Source organism: Nitratireductor sp. PBL-C9 (genome assembly GCF_050877045.1).
Taxonomy (GTDB): Bacteria; Pseudomonadota; Alphaproteobacteria; order Rhizobiales; family Rhizobiaceae; genus Nitratireductor; species Nitratireductor aquimarinus.
The window spans coordinates 440,049-455,172 of the sequence record NZ_JBPAXW010000002.1 but is presented as its reverse complement, the minus strand read 5'-3'; the positions used below and the strand labels follow the sequence as shown (position 1 = coordinate 455,172).

14 protein-coding genes are annotated in these 15,124 nt (G+C 64.2%); 10 read left to right on the top strand and 4 right to left on the bottom strand.

Annotated features, from left to right (window positions below; genetic code table 11):
- Positions 1-134: 134 nt before the first annotated feature.
- The 3 genes from ACRTG1_RS06010 to ACRTG1_RS06000 are packed head-to-tail and all read right to left on the bottom strand — an operon-like array spanning position 135 to position 4,815.
- Entirely contained in the window at positions 135-1,496 is a 1,362-nt protein-coding gene (locus tag ACRTG1_RS06010) for a sigma-54-dependent transcriptional regulator (RefSeq protein ID WP_299938617.1), read from the bottom strand.
- The gene (locus ACRTG1_RS06005; RefSeq protein ID WP_283800179.1) at positions 1,493-3,496 is read right to left on the bottom strand and encodes an ATP-binding protein; all 2,004 of its coding nucleotides are present in this window, start codon (positions 3,494-3,496) and stop codon (positions 1,493-1,495) included. The genes ACRTG1_RS06010 and ACRTG1_RS06005 overlap by 4 nt, the downstream gene beginning before the upstream one ends.
- The gene (locus ACRTG1_RS06000) at positions 3,493-4,815 is read right to left on the bottom strand and encodes an ABC transporter substrate-binding protein (RefSeq protein WP_432515908.1); all 1,323 of its coding nucleotides are present in this window, start codon (positions 4,813-4,815) and stop codon (positions 3,493-3,495) included. Before ACRTG1_RS06000 ends, ACRTG1_RS06005 begins: the two co-directional genes overlap by 4 nt.
- Positions 4,816-5,076: 261 nt before the next feature.
- Here ACRTG1_RS06000 and ACRTG1_RS05995 point away from each other — a divergent pair, with 261 nt between their 5' ends.
- The gene (locus ACRTG1_RS05995; RefSeq protein WP_432515907.1) at positions 5,077-5,502 is read left to right on the top strand and encodes an acyl-CoA thioesterase; all 426 of its coding nucleotides are present in this window, start codon (positions 5,077-5,079) and stop codon (positions 5,500-5,502) included.
- Positions 5,503-5,506: 4 nt separating this feature from the next.
- Here ACRTG1_RS05995 and ACRTG1_RS05990 read toward each other — a convergent pair whose 3' ends face one another.
- Positions 5,507-6,466 carry a LysR family transcriptional regulator gene (locus ACRTG1_RS05990; RefSeq protein WP_206544597.1) on the bottom strand — a complete coding sequence of 320 codons (960 nt, stop codon included), beginning with the start codon at positions 6,464-6,466 and terminating at the stop codon, positions 5,507-5,509.
- A 129-nt stretch (positions 6,467-6,595) separates the two neighbouring features.
- Here ACRTG1_RS05990 and ACRTG1_RS05985 point away from each other — a divergent pair, with 129 nt between their 5' ends.
- From ACRTG1_RS05985 to ACRTG1_RS05945, 9 genes are all read left to right on the top strand, one after another.
- Complete coding sequence (locus ACRTG1_RS05985) at positions 6,596-7,378, top strand: ABC transporter substrate-binding protein (protein WP_113154151.1); 783 nt, start codon at positions 6,596-6,598, stop codon at positions 7,376-7,378.
- A gap of 71 nt (positions 7,379-7,449) precedes the next feature.
- Positions 7,450-8,097, top strand: a complete 648-nt coding sequence (locus ACRTG1_RS05980) for an amino acid ABC transporter permease (RefSeq protein WP_113154150.1) — start codon at positions 7,450-7,452, stop codon at positions 8,095-8,097.
- A gap of 11 nt (positions 8,098-8,108) precedes the next feature.
- Positions 8,109-8,768 carry an amino acid ABC transporter permease gene (locus ACRTG1_RS05975; protein WP_065815904.1) on the top strand — a complete coding sequence of 220 codons (660 nt, stop codon included), beginning with the start codon at positions 8,109-8,111 and terminating at the stop codon, positions 8,766-8,768.
- A complete protein-coding gene (locus ACRTG1_RS05970; protein WP_281431869.1) occupies positions 8,765-9,529 on the top strand; it encodes an amino acid ABC transporter ATP-binding protein in 765 nt (254 codons plus the stop codon). The genes ACRTG1_RS05975 and ACRTG1_RS05970 overlap by 4 nt, the downstream gene beginning before the upstream one ends.
- A 4-nt stretch (positions 9,530-9,533) precedes the next feature.
- A complete protein-coding gene (locus ACRTG1_RS05965) occupies positions 9,534-11,171 on the top strand; it encodes a N,N-dimethylformamidase beta subunit family domain-containing protein (protein WP_432515906.1) in 1,638 nt (545 codons plus the stop codon).
- Between the two features lie 12 nt (positions 11,172-11,183).
- Entirely contained in the window at positions 11,184-12,548 is a 1,365-nt protein-coding gene (locus ACRTG1_RS05960) for an aspartate aminotransferase family protein (protein ID WP_432515905.1), read from the top strand.
- Positions 12,549-12,556: 8 nt separating this feature from the next.
- Positions 12,557-13,525, top strand: coding sequence for a 3-keto-5-aminohexanoate cleavage protein (locus ACRTG1_RS05955; RefSeq protein WP_162742241.1), 969 nt, complete (start codon positions 12,557-12,559; stop codon positions 13,523-13,525).
- Positions 13,526-13,555: 30 nt separating this feature from the next.
- Positions 13,556-14,074, top strand: coding sequence for a GNAT family N-acetyltransferase (locus tag ACRTG1_RS05950; RefSeq protein WP_206544593.1), 519 nt, complete (start codon positions 13,556-13,558; stop codon positions 14,072-14,074).
- Positions 14,075-14,076: 2 nt separating this feature from the next.
- Positions 14,077-15,096 carry a histone deacetylase family protein gene (locus ACRTG1_RS05945; protein ID WP_113156166.1) on the top strand — a complete coding sequence of 340 codons (1,020 nt, stop codon included), beginning with the start codon at positions 14,077-14,079 and terminating at the stop codon, positions 15,094-15,096.
- The last annotated feature ends 28 nt before the right edge of the window (positions 15,097-15,124 follow it).

Here is a 15,124-nt window from a genome sequence, read left to right as displayed (position 1 = left end):
GCGAACAATCAGGAGCAACCGGCGTGCCAGTTTGCGCGCCGCCCGGAATTTTTCGGCAATCCATTGATGTTCATGGGAAATTCAGGACGCAGAACTGACCGGCGAACGGGTCGTTTTTGACCCATCCGCCTTAATCACGTGTCACTTTCGACACGATCATCCTCCACGAAATCCTCCCGAACGAGGCCGTGGCGCTGCATTCTGAGATAGAGCTTCTTGCGCGGGATCCGCAGATGATCGGCGGCCATCTGCACCCGTCCGCCAGTCCGGCGCAGCGCTGCGGCAAGAACGCGCTTTTCGAATGCGTCAAGCTGGTCGGCAAGGCCGGGTTCCGCTCCGCCCATGGCGCTGCCCTGCGTCTCGCCATCAATACCCAGCGCATGACGCTCTGCGACATTGATTAGCTCGCGGACATTGCCCTTCCATGGCCGCCGGCTCAGCTCTTCCAGCAGGTTCTGGTCCGGCTCGACAAAGCCGCGCTGAATGCGCCGGCCCGCCTGCTGTACATAGTGCATGAAAAGAAGCGGCACATCTTCCGGGCGCTCCCTGAGCGGCGGAATGGAAAGCGTCGCGACGGCGATGCGATAGTAGAGATCGGCGCGGAACGTGCCTTCCTCGGATGCCTCTTCGAGATCCTTCTTCGCGGCTGCAACCACCCGCACATCGATGCCGATCTCGTCCTTGCCGCCAAGCCGCGTGATGGCCTGCGACTGGAGCGCGCGCAGGAGCTGGGTCTGATGCGCAAGCGGCATGCTCTCGATCTCATCGAGAAACAGCGTTCCGCCGCTCGCCTGTTCCAGCCTGCCGATGCGCCGGCGATCCGCCCCCGTAAAGGCACCCGGCTCGTGGCCGAACAGTTCGCTGGCGATCAGCGTGTCCGGCAGCGCGCCGCAATTGAGCGCGACAAAGGGGCCGTCGCTGCGCTGGCCGAGCGAATGCAGCGCATTGGCTACCACTTCCTTGCCCGACCCGGTTTCGCCATAGATGACGGTGTTGACGTCGGCCAGCGCAACGGCGGCGATGCGCTTGCGCAAGCGCTGAATGGCCTCGCTGTTGCCGATGAGCTGCTTTTCCAGCGCGTAGGGCGCGCCCGCACCGCTGAGCAGCTGGCGGTTCTGCAGGATGAGCTGACGCATTCTGGCGCCGCGTTCCACCGCCGCCAGAAGCACCTCCGGCTCCGCCGGTTTCTCGATGAAATCATAGGCCCCGTTGCGAACCGCCGACACCGCCATGGGCACATCGCCATGACCGGTGATGATGATGACGGGGATATCGCGGTCGATCTCCTGAACGGCCTCCAGAAGGGCGATGCCATCCATGCCGGGCATTCTGAGATCCGAGACGACGACGCCCGGCCAGTTCCGGTCAAGCACGCGCAGCGCCTCCCGCCCATCGGCGAAGGTGAACGGTTCATAGACCTCCAGCGCCAGCGTCTCCGCCCAGGCGTCACGGATTTCCATGTCGTCATCCACCAGAATTACCGGTATCGCATTCATGTCTTGAACAGCTCCACGGTTGCGATCACGCCGCCTTCCTCCCTGCGTTTCAGTTCCAGACGGCCACCCAGATCGCGAATGACATTGTACGATATGGAGAGGCCGAGCCCGAGCCCTTCGCCCGGCGGCTTTGTCGTGAAGAACGGGTCGAACAGCTTTCCTTCAAGCCCCTCGGCAATGCCCTCGCCATTGTCCTCCACCTCGATGCGCGCCAGCATTTCGGTCTCGCTGATGCGGATGGTGAGCCGTGCCGGGTGAACCGGCTCGGTGGCGTCGAGCGCATTGGAAACGAGATTGACGAGCACCTGCTCCAGAAGTGCCGGCTCCGTCATCACGTGAACCGGGTGCGGCGGGTGCTCCATGACAAGCGCGACCCCCTGCCGCTCGATCCGCTCCTTGAACAGGGTCAGCGCGTTCGCGACCACCTCCGTCACATCGTTGCGCACCAGCACATCCTGCGGCCTGCGGGCGAAGGTCTTCAGATGATTGGAGGTTTTCGCCAGCCGCTTGATCAGCCGTTCGATGTCGCCCAGCTTCTCCCTGCCCTTGTCGATGTCGCCGCGCTCCAGATAGCGCAGCGCATTGTGCGTATAGGACCCCATCGCCGTCAGCGGCTGGTTGAACTCATGCGCAATACCCGCCGAAAGCTGCCCAAGGGCGGCAAGCTTTGCCGCCTGCACCAGTTCTGCCTGCGTTTCGCGCAGTTCGGTCTCCACCTGTCTGCGCCGCTCGATCTCCGATGTCAGGCTGACATTGGCCTGCCGCAGCTCGCGCGCCCGCTGGTCGAGCGCTTCGGACTTGTCGCGGAAAAGGCGAACCGCATCCGCAAGCTGGCCGATTTCGTCGGAACCCGAAACGCCCACCTGAATGCCTTTCTCACCACTCGCAATGCGCCCCATCGCCTCCAGCACCTTCATCAGACGCTGGAACAGGTGCCCGCGCACGAAGAAGTAGGAGAAGGCGAGCAGAAGGAGCAGAAGAATGGCGGTGCTGAACGCGTTGAACACCCGCCAGCCCGACAGCACATCGTTGATTTCCACAGACGCAAGGCTCGACCGAAGACCGCTTTCGCGCACCGCACCGGCAACCACATTGCCAAGCTCTTCAAGCAGCGAGGCGTTCATTTCCTGCAACTGCGCGCTTTCAGCCAGAAGCCCGCTTTCGTTCAACCGGCGATCCAGAAGGTTGTCCGGCTCGGTGGCGAACAGGGCGATGTCGTCCCAGATCTGGCGCAGCGTGATGGCGCTTGCATTGCTCGCGATCAGCGCCGCATTGGCGTTGCCCTCATCGACCGTTTCCGCAAGCCGCCCCTGCAACTGTTCGATCAGGCGGAAATCGGTCTCGCTCGCGCCGCGCAGGATCATCCCCACCGCCAGATTGGCGCTGGCGTGCAGACGGCCAAGCGCCTCCGTCAGACGCACCTCGCGCTCGACGAGACTGCGCCGCGCATTGTCGGCGAGGCCTTCGCCCGCCCGCGCCTCAAGCGCCGATTCCACGTTGAACTTGGCGTCCACCAGAAGCGGGTCGACCTCCAGCAGAAAATCGCCGTGCAGGCGGTTGAGACGCGCCGTCTCCTCCTCCCGCTGTTTGGCGAGAACGAAGCGCCGCGCCACATTGCGGTCGAGCGCCAGCACATTGGCCTCCACCTCGGCCAGAACGCCGCCCAGCCCGCTGAACGCCTCATCCTTTCCCATGCCCGTCGCCAGAAGCTGGCGAAGGTGCCCGAAATGGTCCTCGAGCCGCTCCAGCGCGGATTCCCGTTCGAACCGTGTGCGCGCACTGCCAAGCATGGGCACATCGACGCGAATGGCCTGACCGATTTCGGCCAGCCGGGCGCTGGCCGCCGCCGTCTTGAGATTGTCCGACGCCAGATTGGAAATGGTGTTGCCGACATTGCCCAGCGTGAAATTCGCCACCAGCATCGCCACGATGGCGAAGCCGGCAATCGTCGCCATGGCGACCAGAAGCTTGCTGCGCAGGGAGGTGGAATGACCGTTCACGGCGCGCGCCCGGATGTGAGTTCGGCCAGCCGGGCGTCTCCGCGCGCGATCAGTTCGCGGGCGCGGCTGAAGCGGCCTGAAAAGTCGCGCGACCAGCTGTCCCGCAATGTGCCTTCGCCATCGGCGGAAAGATCGACCAGATCGCTTCCTTCAAGCTGCGAAATCAGCTCTGCGGCATCCGACATGAAGGAGGCGACCGGCACGGTCTCCACCCGGTCGCGCGCCTCGGCGATGAGATTGCGCAATTGCGGATCGTCAGCGGCTTCCGGGGCCGCCACGAGGCGGTCGATGCCGGCCCGGATCTCGGCGAGTTCCAGATAACGATAGGTGATCATCTCGTCGAACAGCGCATTGACGATGGGAAGGCGGCGCGCGGCAAGGGCCGCATCGAAGGCCGCGCCTGCGCTGTGTTCAGGCTCGAACCCCACCTGCCCCCAGAGGTCCGGATTGACGGGGATGCGCGCAATGGCGGGGCGCAAGAGCAGGTTCTGCCCCGTGTCGGAGCGCAGGAACTCAACGAAATCCACCGCCAGCGGGTTCTCCGCGCCGGTGCGGGCAATGCCGACACTGGCCGGGAAGACCACACTGTCGCGCAGCGGCGCAAAAGCGATGGGCGGCTGCGTTTCATTGGCCGCCTTGGCCAGAAAGTCGATGCCAATGCCCAGCTCGAACCGGTTTCGGGCGATGCCCTCGCGCACGCCGAAACTGCGCGCCGTGACAGTGGCCAGATTGCTGCCGATACGCGACAGGAGCGCCCACCCTTCATCCCAGCCCAGGTTCTGCAGGACGGTCTCGACGAACAGATGCGTGGTGCCGCTGCGCGCCGGCGATGTCATGCCGATGCGGTTGCGATAGCGGTCCTGCGCCAGAAGCTCCACCTCGGCGGTTGGCCCTATCGTCTCGCCATCGGGCTTCCACATCAGGCCGATCTGCGACAGCGCGAAGCCGAAACGCGCGCCGCTTGCATCATCCACCACCAGCCCGCCGAAATGCGAAGGATCGGAAGAAAGCTCCGGCCGGTGATCGAGCAGGCCGTCGGCGTCGAGCGCAGCAAAGGCAACGGGCGAGCTTGTCCAGACCACATCGGCGACCGGGCGGCGACCTTCACGCATGTGCCGCATCAGCGCGATCGTGTTCTTGTTGGTCACGCAGGCGCGGCCATAATCGCTGGAGAACCGCTCCACAAAAGGACGGTAAAAGCTTTCGGGGTAGGAGGTGATGATCTGGAGCCGGCATCCCGTGTCGGCGGCCTGTGCAAACGCCGCCCCCGACAGCCAGACGCAGGCCGACACCACCCAGCAATGTAACAATCTGCGCAAAGGCTCTCCTCCCAGGGAGGCCAGGCCGCACGGCATCGCCGCGCCTCCTCGGCGCATCAACCTCCCCCTGTCACGATAGCGCAGCCCTCAAGGCCCCGCCACTTCGCCAGTTCCGGCGCGACATCCCAACTTCGCGCCAGCGCCATTCCTGCCTTACCCGGGCAAAGCCCGTCAACATGCGAGATGCGCCTGGTGGACTATTGCGTCAGGCCGCGTAGATTGCACCGGTCAATCGACCACCCGCAGACCAAGAGGCGCATCATGGCATCTTCCCGGCTCACAACCCTCGTCAGCGTGGCGCATCCATGGATGTGCGACACGATGGGGCACATGAATGTGCGCCACTATGCGGCGATGTTCGATGACGCCAGCTTTCAGCTGCTCGGCCATCTGGCCGGCCCCGAGGCCATCGACAACCACGACCTTGGCTGGGCCGATGTGCGCAGCGAGACGGAATACAAGCACGAGACCGAAGCCGGCGCGCTTTTGACGATCCACTCCCATGTGACGCGTCTGGGGCGCTCGTCGGTGAGTTTCGAGCAGGTCATGACCGGCAGCATCGATGGGGTCGTGCGCGCCGTGAACCGCACCACCACGGTGCGCTTCGATCTCAAAGCGCGCCGCTCCGCGGAACTCGAACCCAGCCTGCGCGCCCGCGGCGAAGCGCTGCTCGTCGCTTCGGAGTGACGCCTCAACGGTCGTAGACGCGTTCCTCGAACGGGGTTTCGGCGATCAGTGTCTGGAGCCCGGAAATCAACGCCTTCTCCGCCCGGTTCAGAACCTTTTCCGGATTGGTCAGCATGAAGATGTCGATCTGTGGCGGCCGGTCATAGGGCGGCAGACGCCACAGCAGCCCGTCATTGACGTCGCGCCGCGCCACATGCAGCGGCAGCGGGCCGATGCCGAGCCCGGCAAGGATCATGCGCCGCACCTCCTCAAGGCTTGAGGAAACGCCAACCACGCTGCTGTCCAGCTTGGCCTCGCTGCGCAACAGCGCCACCGGACGCAGCGAATCCGAGATGTGGTCCGTGTGGAAGGAAACGGAGGTCTCGCCCTTCAGGTCCGAAAGCTTCAGCCCGTGATGCCCGAACAGCCGGTGTTCAGGGCCGCAAAAGAAGCCGAAGAACTCACGATAGACCATCGTGTAATCCAGCGCCGGGTCGCGCTGGCTGACAAGGCAGATGCCGAACGAGGCCCGCCGCTCGCGCACCTGCCTGGCCACATCGATGCTCGTTAACACGTTCAGCGTGATGCTGGCGCGGGGATAGTTTTTGTGAAATTCCGCAAGCGCGCGGTCGAACAGGGGCGATTCCACATGGCTTGCGAGCGCGATGGTCACATGCCCCGTCACCTCGTCGCTGATGCCGCGCATCAGGAGCGGCAATTGCGAGATCGCGCCGAACGCCTCGATGCTCTGCTCGTAGAGGAGCTCGCCCACCTCGGTGAGCTCGAAGCGCGTTGCGTCGCGCTCCACCAGCCGCCGTCCGATGCGGTCTTCCAGCCGCTTCAGCGCGTTGCTCACTGAGGGCTGTTTGAGGTTCAGCTGGTCGGCCGCGCCGGTGATGCTCTTCACCTCGGCGATCACCACAAAGGTGCGCAGAAGGTTCCAGTCGAGGTCCCAGACGAGCCTGTCGGTGCGCTGATTCATCATTCACCAAATCTATGACTTCTATTCCCATTATCTATTTGCGTAATGCATTGGCAAACGCAATCATGAACACGAATGACCTGCAAAAAATCAGAACAGCATTCACCCAGAGGAACGGAGGAACCCAATCTCATGACCAAGATTCTGTCTCGCCTGATGGCCGTCTCGCTCGGCCTCGCCGCCTCGTTTGGCGCGTTTTCCGCCGGGGCCAACGAACTGGAAGCGATCAAGGAAGCCGGCGAGATGAAAATCGCCATGTCGGGCCAGTACCCGCCCTTCAACTTCGTCAACGACCAGAACCAGGTGGTTGGCTTCGATGCGTCCATCGGCATGGAAATCGCAAAGCGTCTGGGCGTCGAGGGCGAGATCGTCACCACCGCCTGGGACGGCATCATCGCCGGCCTTCTGGCCAGCAAATACGACACCATCGTCGGCTCCATGACCATCACGCCGGAGCGCGAGAAGGTCGTGGATTTCGTCGGCCCGTACTACCATGCCGGCCGCGCCGTGTTCGTGATGGAAGATTCCGAGGTTCAGGCGCTTGACGATCTGAAGGACAAGACCCTCGGCGTGACGCTCGGCGAGACCCATGAGAAGTGGGCGCGCGAAAAGGGCGGTTGGGACATCCGTACCTACAAGGGCCTGCCCGAGCTGCTGCTTGAGCTGAAGTCCGGCCGCATCGACGCCATCGTTGTCGACAACATCCCCGTGCGCGTGGCCGTGAAGGAAACCGGCGACAAGGTGCGCATGCTCGAGACCCCGGACATCGAGGGCGGCGCGGTGGCCATCGGCATCGCCATCCGCAAGAACAGCCCCGAGCTGAAAGCCGCCATGCAGGAAGCGCTCGACGCGATGATGGAAGACGGCACCTACGAGAAGATCTCGATGGAATGGGTCGGCAGCGACATCCGCTGATCCCGCAATGACCATCCGGCCGGCGCGTTCCAGCGCCGGTCGCCCCGCCTGCCCCTTTCCGGAGCTTCCGTATGGATTTCTCCCTGATGGTGCGCGTCTTTCCGTTCTTTCTGGAAGCCGCACTGGTCACCGTTCAGATTTCCGCGCTGGCGCTCGTTCTCGGCCTTGCCGCCGGTTCGCTTGCCGCCGCCGCCAAACTGTCGCGCTCGCGCATCATTCGCACGATCGGCACGGTTTATGTCAGCATCTTTCGCGGCACGCCCTGCCTGATCCAGCTCTTCATTCTCTATTTCGGCGGTCCGCAGATCGGCATCCATCTCGACGCCTTTGCCGCCGGCGTCATCGGTCTTGGCCTCAACATCGGCGCCTATATGGCTGAATCGATCCGTGGCGCGATCCTCTCCGTGGACAAGGGCCAGACGGAAGCCGCGCGCACCATCGGCTTCGGCCGGGCGCAGACCATGCGCAAGGTGGTGCTGCCGCAGGCCGCCCGTCTGATGATCCGCCCGCTCGGCGTCAACACGGTCGCGCTGGTGAAGGGCTCCGCCCTGGTCTCGACCATCTCCGTGGTGGAACTCACCTATACCGCACAGCGCTTCATCGGCTCCACCTACAAGCCGTTCGAGATCTTCGGCGTCGCCGCCCTTCTCTACATGATCATCGTCTATGCCGTTGCGCGTGTCGTCGACCTGCTCGACCGCCGCTACGCGCTGAGCTGAGGGAGCGACCCATGCAAGGTTTGGATTTCAGCGTCGTCACTCCCTATCTCGGCCTCCTGTGGATGGGTGTCTGGTGGACCATCGTTCTCACCGTCACATCGTCCATACTGAGCTTCTTCAGCGGCATTCTGTTTGCCGTCGCCGTGCTCTACGCCCCGGCGGTCATCGCCTATCCCGTGCGCTTCTTCATGTGGCTGTTCATGGGCACGCCGCTGCTCCTGCAGCTCTTCCTGATCTATTTCGGCCTCGTGCAGATCGGCATCGACATTCCCGCACTTGGCGCCGGCATTATCGGTCTTGGCCTGCACTTCGCCGTCTACAACGCCGACATTCTGCGCGCCGGCATCACCGCCGTCGATCCGGGGCAGTCCGAGGGCGCGCGCAGCATCGGCTTCGGCCGCTGGCAGACGCTGCGCTACGTCGTCATCCCGCAGGCCGTGCGCAACACCGCGCCGCCCATCGGCAACAACATGATCGCCCTCTTGAAGGAATCCTCGCTGGTCTCGGTCATCGGCATCGCCGAACTGGTCCACGCCGCCCAGCTCGCCATCAGCGAAACCTTCCGCCCGTTCGAATTCTACATCACGGCCGCCGCGCTCTACTACATCCTGAACCTCGTTCTGGAAGCGGGCCTGCGGCAGGTCGAAAAGAAAGTGGAGGTCTCTCGATGAGCACCCGCAACCCCATGGTCGAGGTCAAGGACGCCCGCAAGGCCTATGGCTCCTTCGAGGTTCTGAAAGGCATCGACCTTTCCGTCGAGCGCGGCCAGATCGTCGCCATCATCGGCCCCAGCGGCTCCGGCAAGAGCACGCTCCTGCGTTCCATCAACCACCTTGAAACGCTCAATGGCGGCGAGGTCTGGCTCGATGGCGTTCAGGTCAACCAGCCGCTCACCGGACGCGCCTTCGAGCGCCACATCAATGCGGTGCGCCAGCAGATGGGCATGGTGTTCCAGCACTTCAACCTGTTCCCGCACCTCACCGTGCACGACAACATCGCCATGGGTCCGGTCATCCTCAAGGGGATGAGCAAGGCCGCAGCGCGCGAACTCACGCTGGAGCTTCTTTCCAAGGTCGGCCTCGCCGACAAGATCGACGCCTATCCTTCCCGCCTGTCGGGCGGCCAGAAGCAGCGCGTGGCCATCGCCCGCGCGCTGGCCATGCAGCCCAAGGTGATGCTCTTCGATGAAGCCACCTCCGCGCTCGACCCCGAGCTGGTCGACGAGGTGAACATGGTGATGAAGCAGCTCGCCGCCGAGCACATGACCATGCTGATCGTCACCCATGAAATGCGCTTTGCCGGCGAGGTCGCCGACCGCGTCCTGTTCATGGATGGCGGCGTCGTGGTGGAGGAAGGCCCGCCCGGCGAGATCTTCACCGCCCCCAAGCAGGAGCGCACCCGCTCCTTCCTCAAGAAGTATCTTGCCGCCTGAGACCATGCATATCATCGAAACCGAGTTCCCCGATTTCGGGCTGACGCCGGAGCAACGCCGCGAGGCGGTTCTGGGCCACTATTACGAAATTCCCGGCATGGATGGCGCACGCGGCGAAATCTGGTGCTACACCGATGCCTATGCCTATCCGCCCGGCGCGACGGTCAATCTGCATGTCAGCGCGACCGCTTCCCGATACCGGCTGGAGATCGTGCGCGACGGCGCAACCGAAACCCGTGTCCTGTCGCAGGACGGCCTTACCGCCGCCTGGCAGGACACGCCCGACCAGTGCTCCGTCATGGGTTGCGGCTGGTCCGTCTCCCACGCGTTCCGCATCGGCGAGGACTGGCCGTCGGGCGCTTATCGCATCACGCTGACGGCAGAGGGCCGCGACGGTGACCCCATCACCTGCCACCATGTGTTCATCGTGCGCCCGCTTGCCGGTCGCAAGCCCGGCCGCGTTCTGCAGGTCGCCGCCACCGGCACCTGGACCGCCTACAACACCTGGGGCGGCTCCAACCACTATCAGGGCATCACCGGCCCCGGACGCAACCAGTATGCGCCCATGGTCAGCACCGAGCGCCCGTTCTGCCGTGGCTTCGCAGTTCTGCCGGAGAGTGCGCCACGCGTGCCGCTGGAGATCTACACCCCGCCGGCTGCACCCCCGCGCTATCCGCACATGGAATGGGCCTATGCCAATGGCTATTCCAAGAAATACGCCTCCGCCGGCTGGGCGAGCTATGACAGCCATTTCTTCCGCTGGGCGGAACGCGCCGGCTACGCGGTCGATCTGGCGAGCCAGCACGAGCTGCACTTCACGCCGGAAATCCTCGACGGCTATGACTGCGTGGTCTTCGTCGGCCATGACGAATACTGGACATGGGAAATGCGCGACGCTGTCGACAACTATGTCGAGAATGGCGGCAGGGCGGCCCGTTTCGCCGGCAACTTCATGTGGCAGACGCGGTTTGAAGACGATGGCAAGAAGCAGGTCTGCTACAAATACCGCGCCCGCGCGGAAGACCCGGTCTACCAGTCGGAAGACAAACGCCGCACCTCCGGCTGCTGGGAAGCTGAGGAGACCGGACGGCCAGCCGCAGGGACATTCGGCCTCAACGCCCTGCGCGGCCTTTATGTGGGCTGGGGCGGCTGCGCGCCGCGCGGCGTGCGCGGGTTCCCGGTCTACCGGCCCGAGCACTGGGCCTTCGCCGGAACCGGCATCTATTACGGCGACCTGCTGGGCGCGGATGGTCACGCCTTCGGCTATGAGGTGGACGGTCTCGACTATGTGATCCGTGGCGGTCTGCCGGAACCAACGGAGGATTCCGGTGCGCCCGAAGGGCTCGAAATTCTGGCGCTCGGCATGTCCTCCCTCAAGGAGGAGAGCGCCGACATTCCCGCCGACGACCAGTTTCTCTCCGACGCCGACGCAAAATTCGTCGCCGAAACGCTGGTCGGCAACCAGTCCGACGAGTCCGTGAACCGCATCAAGCGCGGCTCGGGCATGATCGTCAATTTCCCGCGCGGCCGTGGCGAGGTGTTCCACGCCGGAAGCTGCGAATGGGTGGCCGCGCTGAAACGCGGTGACGCGATGGTCGAACGCGTCACATCGAATGTCCTCGACCGTTACCTCTCCCGCTGAGCGAGACACGCCATGCAGAATGAAACTTCGACACAACGCCCCCCGTCTCACCTCTTCTACCAGTCGCGCCTGCGTCGGCCGCTGGTGGACCGCGCCGAGGGCATCTATCTGTGGGATCAGGAAGGCCGCCGGATGATCGACGGGTCGAGCGGCGCAATGGTCGTCAATATCGGCCACGGCAACCGCAACGTGCTCGACGCGATGAAGCGCCAGATGGACCGCGTGACCTTCGCCTATCGCCTGCATTTCGAGAACGAGCCGGCGGAAGACCTGGCCTGTATGGCGGCGGAGCGCCTGCCGGAAGGCATGGACCGCATCTTCTTCGTTTCCGGTGGTTCCGAAGCGGTGGAATCCTGCATCAAGCTTGCCCGCCAGTGGGCGCTTGCCGTGGGCCAGAGCGAACGCTGGAAAGTGATCTCGCGCTTCCCCTCCTATCATGGCGGAACGCTGGGCGCGCTTGGCGTGACCGGCTATGCGGCGCTCAGCGACCCGTTCTCGCCGATGATGCGCGAGATGCCGAAAATCCCGGCTCCCACCGCCTATCTCGACCGTGACAATCTCACGATGGAGCAGCGCGGCATCAAATATGCCGACATGCTGGAGGAGAAGATTCTGGCCGAAGGCCCGGAGAGCGTGCTCGCCTTCATCATGGAGCCCATCGGCGGCGCTTCCACCGGCGCGCTGGTTGCGCCCGACAGCTATTTCCCGCGCATCCGCGAGATCTGCGACCGCTACGGCATTCTCCTCATCCATGACGAGGTGATGAGCGGCGTGGGGCGCACGGGCAAATTCCTCGGCGGCGACCACTGGAACTGCAAGCCGGACCTGATCGCGCTCTCCAAGGGCTTTGCCTCCGGCTACTGCCCGCTTGGCGCAATGGCCGCTCCCTCGCGCCTCGTGAAGCCCGTTCTCGATGTCGGCGGTTTCCAGCACGGTTTCACCTATGCGGGCAATCCGCTCGCCTGTGCGGCCGGTGTCGCGGTGCTCAACGAGATCGACCGTCTCGGCCTGATCGACAATGCAGCCCGGATGGGCGAGGTGCTGAAGGGCGAGCTTGAACGCCTCTCCGAGCGCTTCCCCTTCATTGGCGATGTGCGCGGCAAGGGGCTTCTGCTCGCTGCCGAATTCGTCTCCGACCGCGAGACGATGAAGCCCCTGCCCAAGGAGCTCAACGCGCATCAGCGCATGGTCGACATGGCCTATGAGCGCGGGCTCATCATCTATTCCAGGCGCACCCGCGGCGGGGTCGAGGGCGATCACTTCCTCGTCTGCCCGCCCATGATCGTCACACGCGAAGAAATCGGGTCCATCACGGCCATTCTGGGCGACACGCTCGAGGCACTGGCCGCCGAACTCGATCTTCCAGTCAACCGCTGAGCTGCACCATGACCAAAGACACAAAGACCGATGGCATGAAGAAAAAGCCGAACCGCAAGGTCGTCGTGACCTGCGCGGTCACCGGCTCCGTGCACACGCCCTCCATGTCGCCTCACCTGCCGATCACGCCTGACCAGATCGCCTCCGAGGCCATCGCGGCGGCAGAGGCCGGCGCGTCGATCCTGCATCTGCATGCCCGCGATCCCGAGGATGGCCGTCCCTCCGCCGATCCGGCGCTGTTCATGCAGTTTCTCCCGCGCATCAAGCAGTCAACCGATGCGGTGGTGAACATCTCCACCGGCGGCTCCTCGCTGATGAAGCTGGAAGACCGCATCGCCGCAGCCCTGCGCGCCGAGCCCGAAATGTGCTCGCTCAACATGGGCTCGATGAATTTCGGCCTCTTTCCGGCGCTGGAAAAGAAGACCGACTGGCAGCACGAATGGGAGCCGCAGCTTCTTGAGGCAACGCGCAGCTCCATCTTCCAGAACACTTTCGCCGACATGGAGAACATCCTGACCCGGCTCGGACAGGGCTGCGGCACGCGGTTCGAGTTCGAGTGCTACGATGTCGGCCACCTCTATTCGCTGGCCTATTTCCGCGATCGCGGGCTGGTCTCCGGTCACCTCTTCATCCAGTTCGTGTTCGGCGTGCTGGGCGGCATCGGCCCGGACCCGGAGAACCTCACGCATATGAAGCGCATTGCCGACAAGCTTTTCGGCGACGATTACAGCTTCTCGGTTCTGGCCGCCGGCCGGCACCAGATGCCGATGATCACCATGTCGGCAGCCATGGGCGGCAATGTGCGTGTCGGGCTGGAAGACAGCCTGTACAATGGACGCGGCGAACTGGCGCGCTCCAATGCGGATCAGGTAAAACGCATCCGAACCGTTCTGGAGGCCCTCTCGCTGGAGATCGCCTCTCCTGCCGAGGCGCGCGATCTGCTGGGCCTCAAGGGAGGCGACCGGGTCGCATTCTAGAGCAAGTGAGAACGCCCCGGGGAAGATCCCATGCCGAACCACGCCGTTGCCGACACCGGCTTCTCGATCCGCCCCGCGACGGCGGATGACGCGCAGACCATCCACCGCGCCATCATGGATCTTGCCGCCTATCTGGGCGAACAGGACCGCGCGGTCTCGCAGGTGGAGGATTTCCGCCGCTTCGGCTTCGGGCCGGACGCCGCCTTCTCCTGCCTGATCGCAGAGACCGACGGGGCGTTTGCAGGCCTCAGCCTCTTCTTCCCCGTGTTCTCCACCTGGCTCGGCAAACCCGGCGTCTACGTGCAGGATCTCTACGTCTCGCCAGCGGCGCGCGGGCGCGGCGTAGGCGAGGCCCTGCTGGCCGCCACGGCGGCCTGGTCGCAGGCGCGCGGCGGAGCCTATCTGCGGCTTTCGGTCGATGCCGAAAACCGCAACGCAAAAGCATTCTACGCCCGGCTGGGCATTGGCTGGAACGAAAACGAGCACGCGCATGCCGCCTATGCGGCGACATTCGAGGCGCTGGCCAGCCGTCAGACAAGACAGGAGTGATGATGAAAGCCTTCTACGCCGTAGAGCAGAAACAGCACAATCCGAAAGCCTTCCTCTCCAGCGGTGCGCCGCAGCCGAACCCGGAACAGCCCGAGCGGACCGAGCGTCTTCTTCTGGGCGCAAAGGCCGCCGGCTGCGCCATCGAGCGTCCCCGCGAACACGGGCGCGGTCCCATCGCAGCCATCCATACGCCGGAATATCTGGACTTTCTGGAGCACATCTACACGCGCTGGCAGCGCATCGAGGGCGCATCCGAAGAGGTGATCCCGAACATTCACCCGCTTGGCCGCAATGGCCGCTACCCGGCTTCTGCCGTGGGACAGGCCGGCTACCACATGGCCGACACCGCCTGCCCCATCTCGGCCGAGACCTGGGACAGCGCCTGCTGGAGCGCGTGGAGTGCTGTGGAAGCCGCCGAAGCCGTGATGAGCGGTGCGCCCGCCGCCTATGCGCTTTCGCGCCCGCCCGGCCACCACGCCTTTGCCGATGCCGCCGGCGGCTTCTGCTTCTTCAACAATTCGGCAATCGCCGCGCAGCATCTTCGCAAACAGGCTGCCCGCGTCGCCATTCTCGATGTCGACCTGCACCACGGCAATGGCACGCAGGGCATTTTCTATGCCCGGCCCGACGTGCTCACCGTCTCCATCCATGCCGACCCCGTGCGCTTCTACCCCTTCTTCTGGGGGCACGCCGACGAGCGTGGCGAAGGACCGGGCCTTGGCTACAATCTCAACCTGCCGCTGCCGCGCAAATCGGGTGATGAAGCGTTTCTGGAAGCGCTTCAGCCTGCCTTCCGCCGTATCCGCGCCTTTGCGCCGGACGCGCTGGTCGTGGCGCTCGGCCTTGATGCATTCGAGGGCGACCCCTTCGGCGGACTGTCCGTCAGCACGCCGGGCTTCGCCCGCATGGCGGAGGCGATCTCCAGCCTCGGCCTGCCGAGCGTGATCGTGCAGGAAGGCGGCTATCTGTGTGACGCGCTGTCAGACAATCTGACTTCGTTCCTCACGGGCTACGCCTCCTGATCCGGCCACCAGGCGGTTCATCGTTTCC

Excerpts from the sequence above, each read along its gene's own strand:
- ACRTG1_RS05995 (WP_432515907.1), top strand. The coding sequence starts at position 5,077 with ATGGCATCTTCCCGGCTCACAACCCTCGTCAGCGTGGCGCATCCATGG.
- ACRTG1_RS05980 (WP_113154150.1), top strand. The coding sequence starts at position 7,450 with ATGGATTTCTCCCTGATGGTGCGCGTCTTTCCGTTCTTTCTGGAAGCC.
- ACRTG1_RS05955 (WP_162742241.1), top strand. The coding sequence starts at position 12,557 with ATGACCAAAGACACAAAGACCGATGGCATGAAGAAAAAGCCGAACCGC.
- ACRTG1_RS05985 (WP_113154151.1), top strand. The coding sequence starts at position 6,596 with ATGACCAAGATTCTGTCTCGCCTGATGGCCGTCTCGCTCGGCCTCGCC.
- ACRTG1_RS05970 (WP_281431869.1), top strand. The coding sequence starts at position 8,765 with ATGAGCACCCGCAACCCCATGGTCGAGGTCAAGGACGCCCGCAAGGCC.
- ACRTG1_RS05965 (WP_432515906.1), top strand. The coding sequence starts at position 9,534 with ATGCATATCATCGAAACCGAGTTCCCCGATTTCGGGCTGACGCCGGAG.
- ACRTG1_RS05960 (WP_432515905.1), top strand. The coding sequence starts at position 11,184 with ATGCAGAATGAAACTTCGACACAACGCCCCCCGTCTCACCTCTTCTAC.
- ACRTG1_RS05990 (WP_206544597.1), bottom strand. The coding sequence starts at position 6,466 with ATGATGAATCAGCGCACCGACAGGCTCGTCTGGGACCTCGACTGGAAC.
- ACRTG1_RS06010 (WP_299938617.1), bottom strand. The coding sequence starts at position 1,496 with ATGAATGCGATACCGGTAATTCTGGTGGATGACGACATGGAAATCCGT.
- ACRTG1_RS05950 (WP_206544593.1), top strand. The coding sequence starts at position 13,556 with ATGCCGAACCACGCCGTTGCCGACACCGGCTTCTCGATCCGCCCCGCG.
- ACRTG1_RS05975 (WP_065815904.1), top strand. The coding sequence starts at position 8,109 with ATGCAAGGTTTGGATTTCAGCGTCGTCACTCCCTATCTCGGCCTCCTG.
- ACRTG1_RS05945 (WP_113156166.1), top strand. The coding sequence starts at position 14,077 with ATGAAAGCCTTCTACGCCGTAGAGCAGAAACAGCACAATCCGAAAGCC.